Genomic DNA, 14,396 nt, shown 5'->3' with positions numbered 1-14,396 from the left:
CGATCCACCACTCTATCGACAATTCAGCTCGCGGGGGTCAGTGCGTCCAGTACCGCGATCGCGCGATCGGTCACAGTCCGGGCGGGCCGGTCCGACAGTTCCGTCATGACCCGCACCGCGAAGCGCATCATGGCCGGGACGCTCATCCCCGCCCGTAGGGCCGCGGTGAGGATCGCCGGGTGGCCGATGAGCTCGGCAAGCGCCCGGCCCTGCGTGAAATGGGCCCCCCATTCGGCGCGCACGAGCTGCGGGTAGCGGGCGAGCGCGTTCTCCCGTTGCTGGGGCCCGTTGGCCTCGGCGGCGTCCACGATGCACGACGCCGCGAACAGCGCGGACTCCATGGCGTTGGAGATCCCCTCCCCGTTGAACGGGGAGACGAGCCCCGCGGAGTCCCCGAGCAGCATGAGCCCGGGAACGTAGTGCGGGGTGCGGTTGCCGGCCATGGGCAGCGCGGCCGAACCCACCCGGCCCACCTGGTGCTCCGGGTCGAAGGTCCACTCGGCGGGCATGGACGCGGCCCAGTCACGCAGCACCGCGCGGTAATCGAGCTTGCCGAACGCGGACGAGGTGTCCAGGATGCCCAGGCCCACGTTCGCGGTGCCGTCCCCCACGCCGAAGACCCAGCCGTAACCGGGCAGCAGGGAGCGCTCGGGGTCCGTGCCGTCCGCGAGTTCGAGCCACCCCTCCATCCAGTCGAGCTCCGAGCGCGGGGAACGGTAGTACGTGCGCACGGCCACGCCCAGGGGCCGATCCGTGCGCCGGTGCAGACCCGCGGCCACGGCGGTGCGGGTCGAGTTGCCGTCCGCGGCGAGCACGAGGTCCGCGCGGTGCTCCTCCGTCTCGGAGGTGCGTCGCCCGGTCGCCGGGTCCATCACGGCTGCCTGCACGCCCACGATCCGCCCGGTGTCATCACGCAGCACGTCCCGCACCGTGCGGTGCTCGATCACGTGCGCACCGGCACGCCGGGCGTGCCGCACGAGGTCCTCGTCGAAACCCGCGCGCGTGCGCACGAGTCCGTAGGACGGGAAATCGGTCAGTTCGGGCCACGGGACCTCCACGGTGCGCCCGGACGCCACGAGTCGCAGTCCCTTGTTGGCCTTATAACCCTCCGCGGCGCCGTGCGGCAAGCCCATGAGCTGCATCTGGCGCACGGCCCGCGGCGTGAGCCCGTCCCCGCACACCTTCTCCCGCGGGTAGCCGCTCTTCTCGAGCACGGTCACCGCGATCCCCTGGCTCGCCAACCAGTACGCCGCCGTGGCACCGGCGGGGCCTCCCCCGCTGATCAAGACCTTCACTGCGCCGCGGCCCTCCGCTTCCTGTGTTCTTCCTTGTGATGTCGGCGCGCCCGCGTGCTGGACGGACCACCCGCCCATTGTGTCATCGCCCGCCGACGCCGCTGTCCCCGCCGTCGTCGCGGCCGCCGCCATCCATGCGGTGGCGCGGGCCTCGCCATGTACACCGTGCCCGCCGTCGTCGCTCCGCCCACGGACTCGGCAGGAAGCCGGGCCGGTCCCGGTCCCACCCGACCGACACCGCCGCGCCCACGCGCGCGTCCTATGCTTGAGGACGATGACACCCGAGTTCCCCGCACCCCGCCTGAGTGCGCTCACCCTTCCCCTGTCCGAGGTTCCCGCGGCAGCAGAGTTCGCCCGCAACCCGGACGTCCGGCGGTTGCTGGGCAGCGCGGACCCGGCCACGTGGATCATGCGCGGCAAGGGAATCGTCGGCCTCGGTCGCGTGGCGGCCTACCGCGTGCGGGGCGGGACCCGGTTCACCTCCGCGCGCGTGTGGTGGGACGAGCTTCGCCAGGACGCGACCGTGCATGACTCCGTGCAGCGCCCCGGCACCGGTTTGCTGGCCTTCGGGGCGTTCGCGTTCGCCCCGTCCTCCACGGTGGACTCCGGGCTCATGGTCCCCGAGCTCGTGATCGGCACCGACGCCCACGGCGCGTGGCTCACCCTGATCTCCACCGGACCGTCCGAACCCACGGTCGAGGACGTCGACGCCGCGTGGCGTCGCCTCGTGCGCGCCGCACCCGCGGTGGCGCGGCCTGAGGAACCGGACGCAGCGGCGTCGTCGTACCCCACGGCCGTGCCCGGGACCCTGGACGAACAGCACTGGATGGAGGCCGTCGCGGACGGCGTGGGGATGATCCGCGCGGGGGAGCTCGACAAGCTCGTGCTCGCGCGGGACGTGGTCGTGGACACCGGGCGGCCCATCGAACTCGGTGCGGTGCTGGGGCGGTTGAGCGAACGCTTCGCCACGTGCTGGACGTACTGCGTGCGCCTGGGCCCGGAGCAGGAAGGTTCCGAGCAGGAGGGCCCGGACGACGGGGAGGGTGCGGGCCGGTTGCTCGGCGCGACCCCCGAGATGCTCATCCGGGTGCATCGCGGCACCGCCACGGCCCGTGTGCTCGCCGGGACCCTGGACCGCCAGGACCTGCCGGACGGCGCCAACCCCGAGGACTTCGCTGGTACCGAGCTGGGCGGGTCCGAGAAGCAACAGCGCGAACACCGCTTCGCCGTGGACTCTCTGATCACGGGGCTGTCCCCGTACGCGGATGAGGTCTCCGGCGGCGAGCACCCCTTCATCCTGGCGCTGCCGAACGTGTGGCATCTCGCGTCGGACGTCACCGCGCAATTGCGTGCGGGCGTGGACGGGACCCTGCCCTCGGCCCTCGAACTCGCGGAGGCCGTCCACCCGACCGCCGCGGTGTGCGGGACGCCCACCGAGACCGCCGGGGCCGTGATCGAGGACCTCGAACGCATGGACCGTGGGCTCTACGCCGGCCCTGTGGGCTGGCTCGACGGCGCAGGTAACGGCGAGTGGGGCATCGCCCTGCGCGGGGCCGTGCAGCTGGACGCGCACCGGGCGCGCGTGAGCGCCGGCTGCGGGATCGTGGCCGAATCCGATCCGCGTGCCGAGCTCGCCGAGACCTGGGCGAAACTGCGCCCCATGCTCGAGTCCCTGCCCGCACGGTGGGACCGGGAGTAAAGGGATTCCGGGCCGATCCGGGCACCCCGTAGTAAAATCGCCACGAGTTTCACCCGGAACCCCACATCTCCCCGAGGAGCACACATGTCAACCCTGCGCCGACTCGTTCCCGCGCTCGCCGTCCTCTCCGCCGCAGGCTTGGCACTGACCGGTTGTGAATCGACCTCCGGGGGCGGCTCCCAGGCCGGTGGCTCCGACACGTTCACCGTGTGCACCAACTCTCCGTACCCGCCGTTCGAGTTCGAGAAGGACGGCAAGATCGTGGGCTTCGACATGTCCCTGGGGGACGAGATCGCCAAGGACCTGGGCCGGGAGAAGAACGTCGTGCAGGCGAACTTCGAGACCCTCGAGTCCGGAGCGGCGCTGGACACCGACCAGTGCGACGCCGCCATTTCCGGGATCACCATCACGGACGCCCGCAAGCAGTCCGTGGACTTCTCCAAGCCGTACTTCAACGATCAGATCGCCCTGCTGACCACCAAGGATTCCGGGATCCGCGACTTCGACTCCGTGGGGGACAAGACCGTGGGCGTACAGCAGGCCACCTCCGGTGAGCAGTTCGCCAAGGACAAGCACCTGAAGACCCAGCAGTTCGAGGACGTGGAGCTCATGTTCCAGTCCCTCGAGTCCGGTGGCGTGCAGGCCGTGTCCGGGAACATCTCCACGCTGTCCAAGCGCGCGAAGGACAACCCGGACCTCGAGGTCGTGCAGACCGTGGACACCAACGAGAACCTGGGCGTGGCCGTGAAGAAGGGCAACACCGAGATCCTCGACTCCGTGAACAAGACCCTGGACCGCATCACGAGCGACGGCACCATGGACAAGATGAAGAAGGAGTGGATGGGCCTGTAGGCTCCACTCCCCGAGAGCAGGACATCCGTGCCGGGCGGTGTGACACCGCCCGGCACGCACATGTGGGTAATCCACGGACAGGGAGACATCCATGGCCATGACCACCCGGCAGCGCGCCAAGCTGTCGCGGGGCATCCAGTACGCCGCACTCGTCGTCGTACTGGTAGCACTCGTGTTCCTCGCGGACTGGAACGTGCTCTACCAGCGCGTGTTCAACCCCGAGGTCGCACTGAACCAGTTCCCCGGGATCATCACCGTGGCGCTGAAGAACACCCTGATCTACACGGTCCTGGGCTTCGTGGTGGGCCTGACCCTGGGTGTGGTCCTCGCGCTCATGAAGCTCTCCTCCGTGGCGCCCTACCGGTGGATCGCGACCCTCTACATCGAGTTCTTCCGCGGCGTGCCCGCGCTGCTCGTGTTCCTGGCCCTGGGCTACGGCATCCCCCTGGCCTTCGGCTTCCGCTTCAACCACTACGTGACCGTGATGATCGCGCTCGGCGTGGTCGCCGCCGCGTACATCGCCGAGTCCCTCCGCGCAGGTCTGCAGGCCGTGCCCCCGGGGCAGTACGAGGCTGCCCGCTCCCTGGGCATGTCCCACACCCGCGCCATGGTCACGATCGTGATCCCCCAGGCCCTGCGCATCGTCCTGCCGCCGCTGACCAACGAGGTCATCCTGCTGACCAAGGACTCCTCCCTGGTCTACCTGCTGGGCATGGGCGTGCAGCAGTACGAACTCACCAAGTTCGGCCGCGAAGGCATCTCCGACGCCGGCGCCGGGCTGACCCCGCTCGTCGTGGCCGGCATCTGCTACCTGATCATCACCGTGCCGCTGGGGCTTCTGTCCCGCCACTTCGAAACCAAGACCGACCGGGTCAAGAAGTCCTAGGAGCTCCCAGTGTCCACTTCCGCAGCCTCCCCCGATCCCGCATCCTCCGACCCGTCGGCGACCCCCGGGGCGGATCCCGCCCGGGGTTCCCAGCACGACGCCGCCTCTACTGCAGGTCCCAGCTCTGCCGCGACCGGTCCGGGCCGTTCCGCTGCCCGGTCCCCGGGTGTATCTCGCGCGTCCTCCGACGACGCCGCTGCCGCGTCCGACCGGGGCCACTCCGGTTCCGCCGCGGTGCACGTGCGCGAGCTGCACAAGTCCTACGGGGACCTCGAGGTGCTGCGCGGGATCGATCTGAACGTGGCCACAGGTGAGGTCGTGTGTCTGATCGGGCCCTCCGGTTCCGGCAAGTCCACCCTGTTGCGCTGCCTCAACCTCCTGGAGTCCCCGCAGTCCGGGACCATTTCCGTGGGCGGGTTCACGGTCACGGACCCAGATCTGGACGTGGACGCCATGCGCCGCCGCGTGGGCATGGTGTTCCAGCAGTTCAACCTGTTCCCCCACCTGAGCGTGCTCGAGAACTGCACGGTGTCCCAGGTCAAGGTGCTCAAGCGCTCCAAGGAGGAGGCCAAGCGCATCGCCCTGGCGAACCTGGAACGCGTGGGTCTGGAGGCAAAGGCCGGCCAGCGGCCCACCCAGCTCTCCGGCGGTCAGCAGCAGCGCGTGGCGATCGCCCGGGCGCTGTCCATGGACCCCGATCTGATGTTGTTCGACGAGCCCACCTCCGCTCTCGATCCCGAGACCGTGGGCGACGTCCTCGCGATCATGCGCCAACTCGCGGATGACGGGATGACCATGCTCGTGGTGACCCACGAGATGTCCTTCGCACGCGACGTCGCCGACCGCGTGGTGTTCATGGACGGCGGCGTGGTCGTGGAACAGGGCCCCGCCCGCGAGGTCATCGGCTCACCCCAGCACGAGCGCACCCGCACGTTCCTCTCCCGGGTCCTCAACCCCACCACGGTGGACACCCCGGAGTAATCCGCCCGCCGACTCCCATGAAACGGGGGCCCCGCCCCCGTGATCCTGCAGCAATGGGCGGGGCGCTCGATGCCGCGTGGAAGCACACGATGACGACGCCGCTGTTCGGGAAGAACAGCAGCGCCGTCGTGGTGGAACACGGGTGCCGAGCGGGTGCCCGACCGGATCGGTGGATCAGACGCGATCCGTGACAGGGATGTCGGTGGCGGACCCCCGGATGTCCTGGGTCTCGAGGATCTCCTCGGCCGTGGCCTTGGCCTGTTCCACCGTGCGCTGACGCGGCACGAGGATGGTCACGAGCGCACCGAACAGGGCCACGGCACCGAAGATGTAGAACGCGGTGGCGCCTCCCAGGTTGGCGGCCAGGAGCCACCCGCCGATGAGCGGGCCGAAGATCCCGCCCAGGCGGCCGGAGCCCCAGGCCACGCCGGCGGCACGTGCGTTGGTCGTGTAGTAGTTGGACGTGAAGCCGTAGATCAGCACCTGGGTACCCAGGGTGCCCACACCGGCGATCGCGATGACGATGAACAGCACCGGCAGCGGGAACGCGAAGGTCATAAGCGTCAGGGTGATGGCCGGGAGCACGAACGTGGTGGCCACGATGTGCTGCGGGCCCGAACGGTCCGCGAGCTTGGAGGCGAGCATGCCGCCGATCACCGCGCCCGAGTTGAGCACCGACGTGGCGCTCATTACTCGACCTCGATCCTGACCGAGAGTGTGACCCATGGCACCGGGAGCAACCCCTGGGTTTTACCAGGGGTGCCTCTTTCCCGAATCATGAATGAATCGACGTGATTGAAACACGCACCCTATGGTGAGGACGCCTATTCACCGGCGTTCACGGCGGGGTCGGCCGGCATCCCTCGGGGCGTGCATCCCGCGCCGATGCAGCGCGCCCACCCGATCACGACGTCATGAGCGGCCCCTGCGGGAGGCGATGAACCGCGGTCAGCCCCGGTTCACCATCCCGGAGGGCCGCACCGAGATCACCTCGACCTGAGAATCCCGCGTGGCGTCCACTGCCGTGCGCACCGCCGCGGCAATCTGCTCGGGGCGGATCCAGTCCTCGGGGTGGTACTCGTTGCCCATGTACGCCTGCAGTTCCTCCTGCATGTCCGTGGCCACGCGCCCCGGGTGCACCGAGCTCACGCGCACGCCGTTCTCGCGTTCCTCCTCACGCAGCGCGTCGGTCAGGGCGCGCAGGGCGAACTTGGTCCCGGAGTACAGCGCCGCCGACGGGCCCGAGGTGAACCCCGAGCCCGAGTTGATGGCCACGACGTCACCGCCGGCCACGCGCAGCTGGGGCAGGGTCAACCGGGTCAGCTGGGCCACGGAGATCACGTTGACGTCGAAGATCCGCTCCCACTGCTCCCGCGTGGCCTCCTCCACCCGCGCTTGCGGTGCGATCCCGGCCGAGTGGACCAGCACGTTGAGCCCCTCGAACTCGTCCCGCAGGGGTTCCCACGCCTCGGCGACCTCCTCGTCCGAGCTCACGTCCGCGGTGAACGCCCGGGTCCCCGGACCCAGCCCGGCGAGTTCGTCGCGGACCCGCTGGACGTCGGCGGCGGAACGTCCGCCCACGAAGACGATGTGGTCCCGTGCGAGGTCCTGCACGATGGCCCGGCCGATGCCACGGGTGGCGCCCGTGACGAGCGCGGTGCGGACGGTGGTCGTGTGAGTGCTCTGCTCAGTCATGACGCCATGCTAACGAGCGCCCCGGACACCATGGGCGGCGCATACGGCCGCGGCCGGCCCGGGACGGTACGCACGGCGCACGGTGAAAAACATGTGAGCGCCGAGTGGCATTCACTCCCCCGCGCGATGCTCCCGTTCGGAGGGCTCGCCCTCAAGGTACTCCCGCACCGCTCGCGTACCGGCGTCCCTGGCGGCCACGTTGAAGTCCCGCAGGCTCTGCCGGTCCAGTGTGACCTCGATGACCCGCCGGCCGGCCACGGGTGCGGCGAGTGCGGCGGCGAGTTCGATCGCGGTGTCCGCGCTCACGTATTGGACCCCGTACGCCGCACACAGCTCCGCGATCCCCACCGTGTGGGGGGTTCCGAAGAAGCGCTCCACGGTCGCGGTGTAACGCGGGTCCCGGCCCAGCTCCCCGTGTTCCAGGGTCTGGAAGATCCCGCCGCCGGAGTCGTTGACCACGATCATGTGCAGGTCCGGAACGCGTTCGCCGGGTCCCAGGAGCAGTCCCCCGGCGTCGTGCAGGAACGTCAGGTCCCCCATGACGGCACGCACGGGCCGCCCCGTCCCCAATCCCACGCCGTGCGCGGTAGCCACGGTCCCGTCGATCCCCGCGAGCCCGCGGTTGGCGATCACCGCCAAGGGCCCCCGGGCGCGGGCCACGAGATCCAGGTCCCGAACGATGTTAGAGGACCCCGCCAGGAGTACCGACCCGTCCGCGCACGCTGCGTCCCACACCGCCCGCGCTACGTGCAGGCGCGTCAGCGAGGGTTGGTCGTCCACGAACCGCAGCACCGCGGCGTCGGCGGCGGCTCCCGCCTCGCGCCACGCCTCGAGCCACCCGGGTTCCGCGGGTCCGACGGCGCTCGCTGCCTCCTCGAACGAGCCCACCGCGTCCTCGGGGCGCCTGCCGTGCTCGAACCACGGGGCGGGATCGGGTCGCACGGCGATCACCCGCACGTCGGGGCGCTTGAGCAGCGCCGAGACACGGCGACTCAGGGTCGGGCGGCCCACGAGGATCACCGAGTCCACGCGCTCACCGAGGGGTGAGTCCAGCACGCTCTCGTAGGACGCGATGGCGGCCTCTCCCGCGCGCGCCTGGGACGAGGGTTCGGCGAGCAGGGGCAACGAATGCTCCAGCGCGAAACGCTCGGTGGTAGGCCCCGCGCCGTCGCCGGCAAAGATGAGGGGATGTGCGGTGCCCGCGGTCGCCGAGGGTGCCGGGGGCGCCGAAGACTCAGAGTCGGAAGACACCCGCCGCGCGGCATTGGAACGCATATCCGCGCCGTCGGCCTCGGAAGTCACACGCACGGGCTCGTTCCATGGCGCCGACTCCGTGATTCGCACCGACTCGGCGGGCGGGAGGAACGGCTCCAGGAGCACCGACCACGGGTGCACCCGGATCCGCGCGGCACCCCCGGAACGCACGGGCCGCACCTCACTCGCGAGGTCGCGGGCCCAGCTGCGCAGGTGACGGTGGTCGTCGTCGCACACGGGGTACAGCGGATCGCGCAGGGCCACGTTCACATGCACGGGTCCGGGCGGATCCTGCTCATCGCCGGGAAGGGCGGCCAGGATGTGATCGAGCAACGATTCCACGTCCTCGCACTGCTGCGGCCATGACAACTGCGGATCGTCCGGGGGTAGCAGGTCCACGGCCGCGCGCACGAAGTTGGCGAACATCCCGGGTTGCCGCGTGGTCTGGTTCGCGCCGGTCCCGCGCAGTTCGGGCGGGCGGTCCGCGCTGAGCACCACCAGGGGGACCCCCGCGTGGGAGGCCTCCATGACCGCCGGGAGCAGCTCACCCACGGCCGTCCCGCTCGTGGTCACCACGGCGCACGGCAGGCCCGTGGAGCGGGCGATGCCGAGGGCGGTGAAGGCGGCGTCGCGCTCGTCGATCCGCACGTGTACCGACAGTGCACCGCTGGCCTGCGCTGCGGCCGCGGCATATGCCAGCGGCGCGGAACGCGACCCCGGGGACACCACGAGGTGTTCCATCCCGCGCATCGCGAGGGCGCGCAGGACGGCGGTGGCCGAGACGAGGCTGGGGCTAATCACGCTCCAGAGCGTATCGACCGGCACCGACACGCACAGCGGCCCCGGTGCCGCGCCGTCGTCGACGACGTGGACCGGGGCCGCAAAGGTCACTCAGGGATGGCTCAGATGGCCCACTCCCCCGCGTCCGCGCGGAGGTTACCCAGCACACCCGGGGTGTTGACGCTGTCGTCCTGCACCATGCCCGCGGCCTGCGTGCGACCGGACTGTGGGTCGATGAGCAGGAACGAGCCCAGCGCGTGCGACTGCGTGTACGCAGTGGTGAACAGCGGTTCGGCCACGCGTACGGTCACCCGGCCGATATCATTGAGCTCGAACGACTCCACCGATTCCGCGGCGAGGCTCTCGAGGTTCAGCCGCCCGTCGAGCGAACCCACGATCCCGCGCACCACGCGCGTGGTGTGCTTGAGCAGCACGCGCTGGCCCTCGCGCAGGGGCTTCTCGTCGTCGAGCCAGCACACCACGGCCTCCACCGACTTAGTGCCCGACGGCGCCCCGGCCGGTTCCGCGATCAGGTCACCGCGCGTGATGTCGATCTGGTCCGCGAGCGTGAGGGTGACGGACTGCCCGGCCACGGCGTACTCGGCGGGAGCCCCGGCCACGTCGATGCGCTCAACCGTGGTGGTGCGCCCGGCCGGTTGCACGGCGACCTTGTCCCCCACGGCCACCGAACCGGAGGCAATCTGGCCCGCGTAGCCGCGGTAGTCCACGAACTCCGGGGACAGTGCGGCGGACTGCGGGCGGATGACGCACTGCACGGGCAGCGCGAACCGTTCCGCCTGGGTGAGCTCGGACGAGTCCGGGAGGTTCTCGAGCCAGCTCAGCAGGGACGGACCGTCGTACCACGGGGTGTCCTGGGAGGCCTCGACCACGTTGTCGCCGCGCAGCGCGGAGACCGGGATGATCCGCAGGTCCAGCACACCCAGTTCGTCCGCGAGTTCGTGCAACTGTCCGCTCAGTTTCCGGAACGCTTCTTCCGCATCGGGCAACAGGTCGATCTTGTTGACCGCGACGATCAGGTGCGGCACCCCCAGCAGGGCTCCGACAGCCAGGTGGCGCCGGGTCTGCTCCATGATCCCGTGGGTGATGTCCACGAGCACGATCAGCGCGTCCGCGGTGGAGGCACCCGTGACGGTGTTGCGCGTGTACTGCACGTGCCCCGGGCAGTCCGCGAGGATGAAGCTGCGCGCGGGCGTCGCGAAATAGCGGTAGGCCACGTCGATCGTGATGCCCTGCTCGCGTTCGGCCCGCAGCCCGTCCGTGAGCAGCGCGAGGTCCGCGGCGTCCAGGCCGCGGGACTGGCTGACCCGTTCGATCGCGTCGAGCTGGTCCACCAGGATGTTCTTGGTGTCGTGCAGCAAGCGGCCCACGAGCGTGGACTTGCCGTCGTCCACGCTGCCGGCCGTGGCGATCCGCAGCAGGCTTGCTCGGTTCTCGGTGCTCATCTCTAGAAGTAGCCCTCTCGTTTGCGGTCCTCCATGGCGGCCTCGGACACGCGGTCGTCCGCGCGGGTGGCCCCGCGTTCGGTGAGGGTGCTGGTCATGACCTCAGCCAGCACCTCCTCCGCGGTCGTGGCCGGGGACTCCACGGCACCCGTGCAGCTCATGTCACCCACGGTGCGGTAGCGCACGGTGCGCTGCTCCACGGTCTCGTTCTCCCGCGGGCTCACGTACTCACCCACGGCGAGCCACATCCCGTCGCGGCTGATCACGTCCCGCTCGTGGGCGTAGTACAGCGGGGGCAGGTCGATGCCCTGCTCGGTGATGTAGGACCAGATGTCCAACTCGGTCCAGTTGGACAGCGGGAACACCCGCACGTGCTCACCGGGGCGGTGGCGCGTGTTGTACAGGCTCCACAGTTCAGGGCGCTGGTTACGCGGATCCCACTGGCCGAACTCATCGCGCAGGCTGATGATGCGTTCCTTGGCGCGGGCTTTCTCCTCGTCACGCCGGGCGCCGCCGTAGACGACGTCGTGCTTGCCCTCCGCGATCGCGTCCAGCAGGGGAACGGTCTGCAACTGGTTGCGGGTGCCGTCCGGGCGCTCGGCCAGGCGGCCGTCGTCAATGTAGTCCTGGACCGTGGCGACCTCCAGGCGGATCTTCAACCGCTCCACGGTGCGGTCCCGGAACTCCAGGACCTCCGGGAAGTTGTGCCCGGTGTCCACGTGCAGCACGGGGAACGGGATGGGGGCCGGCCAGAAGGCCTTGGCGGCCAGGTGAAGCATGACCACCGAGTCCTTGCCGCCGGAAAACAACAGCACGGGGCGCTCGCCCTCGGACGCGGTCTCGCGGAAGATGTGGATGGACTCGGCCTCGAGGCGCTGCAGCTGGGAGAGTGTCACGGATTCGGAGGTGGTCGTGGTCATAGATGGATCCCGCATTCTGTCTTGCCCACACCGGACCAACGACCGGCGCGGGGGTCTTCTCCGGGCGCGACCTTGCGCGTGCATGGTGCACACCCGATGGACGGGTAGCCCTGGCCCAGCAACGGGTTGACCACCACGAGGTTCTGCTCGGCGTAATCGACCACGTGGTCGAAGCTCCAATCCACCACGGGGTTGAGCTTGACCATCTGGTGGTGCTCGTCCCACTCCACAGGCGCGGCGTTCGCGCGGTGGGGTGTCTCCTCGCGCCGCAGCCCGGTCACCCAGGCCTCATAGCCGGCCAGGGCCTTGTCCAGCGGCGCAACCTTGCGCATCCCGCAGCACAGGCCCGGGTCACGGTCATGGAGCTTGGGACCGTACTTGGCGTCCTGCTCGGGCACGGTCAGCTCGGGCAGCAGGGTCCGCACGTTCACTGGCCAGTCCGAGGCGAAGCGATCGCGGGTCTCGAGGGTCTCCGGGAAGTGGTAGCCCGTCTCCAGGAAGAGCACGTCCACGTCCTTGACGTGATTGCTCACCAGGGCGGGGACCACGGTGTCGGAGGCCATGGAACACGCGACCGCGAGCTTCTTCCCGAAGGTCTCGGCGGCCCACGCGAGCACCTCGTCCGGGTCCGCATCCCGCAGTCCGAAGCGCTGCTGCGCCTCCTCGACGAGCGCCTTGAGCTCCTCGACGGAGCGGGTGCGTCCGGGGGAAGCGGCCGCGGGGTCCTGCTCGATGGTCGTGGTGTGAGCGGACGACGACGCGTCCGCCGTGCCGCTGTTGCCTGCGGTGTCGGTCCTGGTCATTTCAGTGAATCCTCCTGGGCGTTCAGGGCCCACTCGGCGAAGCTCTGGTGGGCCTCGCGCTCGTCGAGGAACGTGCGGGTGACGCGCTCCACGTAGTCGGACAGGTCATCTGCGGTGATCTTCAGCCCGCGCACGGTGCGACCCAAACCGCCCTCCTCGCGGTCCGGGGAGGCCAGGCCGCCGCCCAGGTGCACCTGGAACACGTACTCCTCACCGATGTACTGGCCCTTGAGGCCGATGTCCGCGGTCTGGATACGCGCGCACGAGTTGGGGCACCCGTTGATGTGCAGGGAAATGGGGGTGGGGATCTCCACATCCTGGAGGCGCTGCTCCATGTCGTCGATCACCCGCGCGGCAAGACCCTTGGTCTCCACGAACGCGAGCTTGCAGAACTCGATCCCGGTGCACGCGATCGTGGACCGGCGGAACGGGCTGGGCTTGGCGTGCATCCCCCACGGGCGCAGCGCCTCGATCAGGGGATCCACGTTCTCCGGGGCCACGTCCAGCACCAGGACCTTCTGGTGCGGGGTCAACCGGATCCGGCCGGAACCGGCGGCCTCGGCGGCGTCGGCGAGCGCCACGAGGGCGTCACCGCTCAGGCGACCCGCGGTCAGCGCGAAGCCCACGTACTTCTTGCCGTCGTTCTGCTCGTGGACCCCCACGTGATCCGCGTGACCCACGGCGCGCTCGGGGGCGGGACCGTCGGGCAGCTCGCGACCCAGGTACTCGTCCTGGAGCACCTGGCGGAACTTCTCCGGGCCCCACTCGGCGAGCAGGAACTTCAACCGGGCCTTGGTGCGCTGCTTGCGGTAGCCGTAGTCACGGAAGATCGCAGTGACCCCGGCCCACACGGGCACGACGTCCTCCGGCGCCACGAACGCACCCAGGCGCTCCCCCAACCGCGGGGACACGGACAGTGCACCGCCCACCCACAGGTCGTAACCGGGACCGAGTTCCGGGTGGTTGACCCCCACGAAGCTGACGTCGTTGATCTCGTGCACCACGTCCAGGGTGCGGCTGCCGGTGATCGCGGTCTTGAACTTGCGCGGCAGGTTCACGTAGTCCGGGTTGCCCACGAACTCTGTGCGCAGCGCCTCGAGCTCGGACGTGGGATCGATGATCGGATCCGCCTCGACGCCCGCCACGGGGCTGCCCAGGAACACGCGGGGGGTGTCACCGCACGCCTCGAGGGTCGTGAGCCCCACCGAGTCCAGGCGTTCCCACATCTCGGGGACGTCCTGGATGCGCAGCCAGTGCAGCTGGATGTTCTGCCGGTCGGATACGTCCGCGGTGCCGCGCGCGAAATCCCGGGAGATACCACCCAGCACGCGCGTCTGCTCCGTGGTCAGCTGTCCGCCGTCTAGGCGGATGCGCTGCATGAAGTACTCGTCCGAGAGCGATTCGGCGTCCAGCTTGGAGGTCGACGCACCGTCCACGCCCTGCTTGCGCTGCGTGTACAGGCCCAACCAGCGGAACCGCCCGTGGACGTCGTCCGCGGGGATCGAGGCGTACCCCGTCTTGGAGTACGTGTCGATGATCCGCTGCCGGACGTTGAGCGAGTTCTCCTCCGCTTTGAACTCCTCGTTGTGGTTCAGCGGCGTGCGGCCGCTGACCTTCCACTGGCCCAGATCGGTGCCCTTGCGGGGTCCGCGCACGCGGCCGGACGCCGCGGCGGGGGCCTGGTCCTGGGTGTCGGCGGAGGGTGTCATGGGTGCTCCTTGGGTGAGGGGGAGGCAAGTCGCTCCAACGTACCGAGCGAGCCCTCAGT

General features: G+C 69.8%; 11 protein-coding genes and 1 pseudogene. 4 read left to right on the top strand and 8 right to left on the bottom strand.

Features of this window, described 5'->3' with window-relative positions:
* Positions 1 to 23 precede the first annotated feature (23 nt).
* The gene (locus HBK84_RS02970; RefSeq protein ID WP_167318153.1) at positions 24 to 1,295 is read right to left on the bottom strand and encodes a geranylgeranyl reductase family protein; all 1,272 of its coding nucleotides are present in this window, start codon (positions 1,293 to 1,295) and stop codon (positions 24 to 26) included.
* A 274-nt stretch (positions 1,296 to 1,569) separates the two neighbouring features.
* On the opposite strand from HBK84_RS02970, the gene HBK84_RS02965 reads away from it, so the two are divergent.
* The 4 genes from HBK84_RS02965 to HBK84_RS02950 all read left to right on the top strand — a co-directional run bounded on the left by HBK84_RS02965 (position 1,570) and on the right by HBK84_RS02950 (position 5,713).
* Positions 1,570 to 2,994 carry an isochorismate synthase MenF gene (locus HBK84_RS02965; RefSeq protein ID WP_167318152.1) on the top strand — a complete coding sequence of 475 codons (1,425 nt, stop codon included), beginning with the start codon at positions 1,570 to 1,572 and terminating at the stop codon, positions 2,992 to 2,994.
* 84 nt (positions 2,995 to 3,078) lie between these two features.
* Positions 3,079 to 3,846 (top strand): ABC transporter substrate-binding protein, encoded by a 768-nt coding sequence (locus HBK84_RS02960; RefSeq protein WP_064846690.1) that lies wholly within the window; start codon positions 3,079 to 3,081, stop codon positions 3,844 to 3,846.
* Positions 3,847 to 3,937: 91 nt separating this feature from the next.
* Complete coding sequence (locus HBK84_RS02955; RefSeq protein WP_167318151.1) at positions 3,938 to 4,732, top strand: amino acid ABC transporter permease; 795 nt, start codon at positions 3,938 to 3,940, stop codon at positions 4,730 to 4,732.
* Positions 4,733 to 4,966: 234 nt separating this feature from the next.
* Positions 4,967 to 5,713, top strand: a complete 747-nt coding sequence (locus HBK84_RS02950) for an amino acid ABC transporter ATP-binding protein (RefSeq protein WP_167319109.1) — start codon at positions 4,967 to 4,969, stop codon at positions 5,711 to 5,713.
* Positions 5,714 to 5,887: 174 nt separating this feature from the next.
* Here HBK84_RS02950 and HBK84_RS02945 read toward each other — a convergent pair.
* From HBK84_RS02945 to HBK84_RS02915, 7 genes and pseudogenes are all read right to left on the bottom strand, one after another.
* Positions 5,888 to 6,442, bottom strand: a pseudogene (locus tag HBK84_RS02945) (MFS transporter); the annotation flags it as partial.
* A gap of 219 nt (positions 6,443 to 6,661) precedes the next feature.
* Complete coding sequence (locus HBK84_RS02940) at positions 6,662 to 7,408, bottom strand: SDR family oxidoreductase (protein ID WP_167318149.1); 747 nt, start codon at positions 7,406 to 7,408, stop codon at positions 6,662 to 6,664.
* Between the two features lie 111 nt (positions 7,409 to 7,519).
* Positions 7,520 to 9,463, bottom strand: coding sequence for a 2-succinyl-5-enolpyruvyl-6-hydroxy-3-cyclohexene-1-carboxylic-acid synthase (menD, locus tag HBK84_RS02935; RefSeq protein WP_167318148.1), 1,944 nt, complete (start codon positions 9,461 to 9,463; stop codon positions 7,520 to 7,522).
* A 101-nt stretch (positions 9,464 to 9,564) separates the two neighbouring features.
* Positions 9,565 to 10,905: a sulfate adenylyltransferase subunit 1 gene (locus tag HBK84_RS02930; protein ID WP_167318147.1), complete on the bottom strand. Its 1,341-nt coding sequence runs from the start codon at positions 10,903 to 10,905 to the stop codon at positions 9,565 to 9,567.
* A 2-nt stretch (positions 10,906 to 10,907) separates the two neighbouring features.
* Positions 10,908 to 11,840 carry a sulfate adenylyltransferase subunit CysD gene (gene cysD, locus HBK84_RS02925; RefSeq protein ID WP_144998250.1) on the bottom strand — a complete coding sequence of 311 codons (933 nt, stop codon included), beginning with the start codon at positions 11,838 to 11,840 and terminating at the stop codon, positions 10,908 to 10,910.
* Entirely contained in the window at positions 11,822 to 12,628 is an 807-nt protein-coding gene (locus tag HBK84_RS02920; protein ID WP_240919079.1) for a phosphoadenylyl-sulfate reductase, read from the bottom strand. The genes cysD and HBK84_RS02920 overlap by 19 nt, the downstream gene beginning before the upstream one ends.
* Positions 12,625 to 14,337: a nitrite/sulfite reductase gene (locus HBK84_RS02915; protein WP_240919078.1), complete on the bottom strand. Its 1,713-nt coding sequence runs from the start codon at positions 14,335 to 14,337 to the stop codon at positions 12,625 to 12,627. The genes HBK84_RS02920 and HBK84_RS02915 overlap by 4 nt, the downstream gene beginning before the upstream one ends.
* Positions 14,338 to 14,396: the final 59 nt, after the last annotated feature.

The sequence above is a fragment of the Kocuria sp. KD4 genome, from assembly GCF_011769905.1.
In the GTDB taxonomy this organism is placed as follows: Bacteria; Actinomycetota; Actinomycetes; order Actinomycetales; family Micrococcaceae; genus Kocuria; species Kocuria marina.
Note: the sequence above shows the minus strand (reverse complement) of the source record. Positions and strands in the feature narration are given on the sequence as shown.

Bases quoted from the DNA above. Each gene is read 5' to 3' on its own strand.
- HBK84_RS02965 (WP_167318152.1), top strand. From the start codon at position 1,570: ATGACACCCGAGTTCCCCGCACCCCGCCTGAGTGCGCTCACCCTTCCC.
- HBK84_RS02960 (WP_064846690.1), top strand. From the start codon at position 3,079: ATGTCAACCCTGCGCCGACTCGTTCCCGCGCTCGCCGTCCTCTCCGCC.
- HBK84_RS02955 (WP_167318151.1), top strand. From the start codon at position 3,938: ATGGCCATGACCACCCGGCAGCGCGCCAAGCTGTCGCGGGGCATCCAG.
- HBK84_RS02940 (WP_167318149.1), bottom strand. From the start codon at position 7,408: ATGACTGAGCAGAGCACTCACACGACCACCGTCCGCACCGCGCTCGTC.
- HBK84_RS02930 (WP_167318147.1), bottom strand. From the start codon at position 10,905: ATGAGCACCGAGAACCGAGCAAGCCTGCTGCGGATCGCCACGGCCGGC.
- cysD (WP_144998250.1), bottom strand. From the start codon at position 11,840: ATGCGGGATCCATCTATGACCACGACCACCTCCGAATCCGTGACACTC.
- HBK84_RS02920 (WP_240919079.1), bottom strand. From the start codon at position 12,628: ATGACCAGGACCGACACCGCAGGCAACAGCGGCACGGCGGACGCGTCG.
- HBK84_RS02915 (WP_240919078.1), bottom strand. From the start codon at position 14,337: ATGACACCCTCCGCCGACACCCAGGACCAGGCCCCCGCCGCGGCGTCC.